General features: G+C 56.9%; 2 protein-coding genes. Both read left to right on the top strand.

Annotated elements, in window-relative coordinates:
* The coding region (locus K5905_RS31245) for a bifunctional (p)ppGpp synthetase/guanosine-3',5'-bis(diphosphate) 3'-pyrophosphohydrolase (RefSeq protein WP_297591614.1) at nt 1-2,031 on the top strand (2,031 nt) is incomplete at its 5' end.
* A gap of 32 nt (nt 2,032-2,063) precedes the next feature.
* Nucleotides 2,064-2,645: an orotate phosphoribosyltransferase gene (gene pyrE, locus K5905_RS31240; protein ID WP_297591613.1), complete on the top strand. Its 582-nt coding sequence runs from the start codon at nt 2,064-2,066 to the stop codon at nt 2,643-2,645.
* Nucleotides 2,646-2,684 lie beyond the last annotated feature (39 nt).

Genomic DNA, 2,684 nt, shown 5'->3' with positions numbered 1-2,684 from the left:
GACACGATCGAAGACACGGATGCGACCCGCGCTGAAATCGATTCGCTGTTCGGAGAAGAGATCGGCAAACTTGTTGAAGGCCTGACCAAGATCAAACGGCTTGATCTGGTGTCGCAAAAGGCCAAACAGGCGGAAAACTTCCGCAAACTTCTTCTTGCGATTGCAGATGACGTCCGCGTGCTCCTTGTGAAGCTGGCAGACCGGCTCCACAACATGCGCACTCTACACCATATGCCTGAACACAAGCGTGGCAGGATCGCGGAAGAAACCATGGAAATCTATGCACCGCTTGCGGGACGCATGGGGATGCATGACATGCGCGAGGAGCTGGAGGATATTTCCTTCCATACGCTCAACCCCGAAGCCTATGAGACCATTACCGACCGCCTGGTGGACCTTAGGGAAAAGAACCGGGACCTGATTGCCGATATTGAGACCACGCTCACCGAGCGCTTGAGCGAGCGCGGGATGGCGGCGCTGGTGAAGGGGCGCGAAAAACGTCCGTACTCCATTTTCCGCAAGATGCAGCGCAAGGCGATCGGGTTTGAGCAGCTGTCTGATATTTACGGGTTCCGCGTGACAGTGGGCACCGTTGAAGCCTGTTACCGGGTCCTGGGCGTCATCCACACAACCTGGCCGACCGTTCCGGGCCGCTTCAAGGACTATATCTCGACGCCGAAGCAGAATGACTACAAGTCCATTCACACGACGATCGTCGGTCCTTCCAGGCAAAGAGTGGAACTGCAGATCCGGACGATATCCATGGATCGGGTCGCGGAATACGGTATTGCCGCCCATGCACTTTACAAGGATGGCGAATTCGGCGGCCGCAACATTGCGCGTCACACCGATGACTGCCGAGCTTTCGAGTGGTTGCGGCGCACGACGGAGCTTCTGGCACAGGGGGACACGCCGGAAGAGTTTCTGGAAAACACCAAACTGGAACTGTTCCACGATCAGGTCTTCTGTTTTACGCCCAAGGGCCGCCTGATCGCCCTGCCTCGCGGTGCGACGCCGATAGATTTCGCCTATGCCGTACACACCGGCATCGGCAACACGTGCGTCGGCTGCAAGATCAACGGCAAGATCATGCCGCTCGTCACGGAGCTGCACAACGGCGACGAAGTCGAAATCATCCGCTCTCCGGCGCAAACACCGCCTCCTGCTTGGGAAGCCATTGCCGTCACGGGCAAGGCCCGGGCTGCCATTCGCCGCGCGACACGGGAATCGGTCCGCAAGCAGTATGGCGCGCTCGGCGAGCACATTCTCAAGCGCGCCTTTGCAAGGGCGGACAAGGCGTTTTCAGAAGATCTTCTGGAAGCTGTACTTGAGGAACACCATCAATCGACGGTCGCCGATCTTCTTGCTGCCGTCGGTCGGGGAGATCTGAGTGCGCAGCTTGTGCTGAAATCAACGCATCCAGATTATCAGGACGAGCGTGTCGCGATTTCCGGCCCCCCACAGGAAGAAGGCTGGTTCGGTCTGAAACAGGGCCATGGAATGAAATTCCGCATTCCCCCAGGGGAACTGGATTCTGACAAGGCTTCGGACGACCAGTCGGAAGACACCGCTGAGGGCCCGGCCTTGCCAATCCGCGGGCTGTCGGGTGACATTCCGGTGACATTTGCACCCGATGGCGGTGCTGTCCCCGGTGATCGCATCGTCGGCATCTTGACCCCGTCTGAGGGACTGACCATTTATCCGATACAATCACCGTCTTTGAAAGAATTCGATGATCAGACGGAACGCTGGGTCGATGTCCGTTGGGATATTGATGTCAATAACCCGGAACGGTTTCCGGCAAGGCTCGACATCTCGGCCGCTAATGAGCCCGGTTCACTCGCGACGATCGCACAGGTCATCGGCGAAAACAGCGGAAACATAGATAACGTGAAAATGGTGCAAAGGGCCCCTGACTTCCACCAAATGACCATTGACCTGGAAGTGTGGGATCTGAAACATCTCAACCGGATCATAAATCAACTTCGTTCAAAACCGAATGTTTCCAGCGTCAGCCGGGTGAACGGCTAAGAACGCATTACAAATTAGAGGGATCCCGATCCATGAACCGTGATGAAGTGTTGTCCTTGTTCCGCGAAGCCGGCGCGATTCTGGAAGGTCACTTCATTTTGACCTCAGGATTGCGCAGCCCGGTCTTTTTGCAAAAAGCCCGTGTTTTCATGTATCCGGACAAGACTGAAAAACTCTGCAAGGCGCTGGCCGAGAAAATCAAGGCCGCGGATCTCGGACCGATAGACTACATCGTCTCCCCTGCCCTTGGCGGGCTCATTCCAGGTTACGAGACGGCACGGCACCTCGAAGTTCCCGCAATGTGGGTTGAACGCGAAGACGGTGAATTTCGTTTGCGCAGATTCGATCTTCCCCAGGGAGCTCGGGTCATCGTCGTTGAGGATATCGTAACCACAGGGCTGTCCAGCCGCGAAACGGTAACTTCGTTGAAAGCTCTTGGTGCTGAAGTACTTGGCGTTGCCTGTCTGATCGACCGGTCGGGGGGAGAAGCTGACGCTTCCGTGCCAATCATTGCCCTGGCGGAGTACAAGGTCCCGGCCTACGAGCCGAACAACCTGCCTCCGGAATTGGCAGCCCTTCCCGCCGTGAAACCCGGCAGCCGTGGATTGAGCTGAACGAGAACGGAGCCATATAGCACCCAATGCTGTTTCGCC

This window comes from Roseibium sp. (genome assembly GCF_025698965.1).
GTDB lineage: Bacteria > Pseudomonadota > Alphaproteobacteria > Rhizobiales > Stappiaceae > Roseibium.
This window is presented reverse-complemented; position numbering and strand designations above follow the sequence as displayed.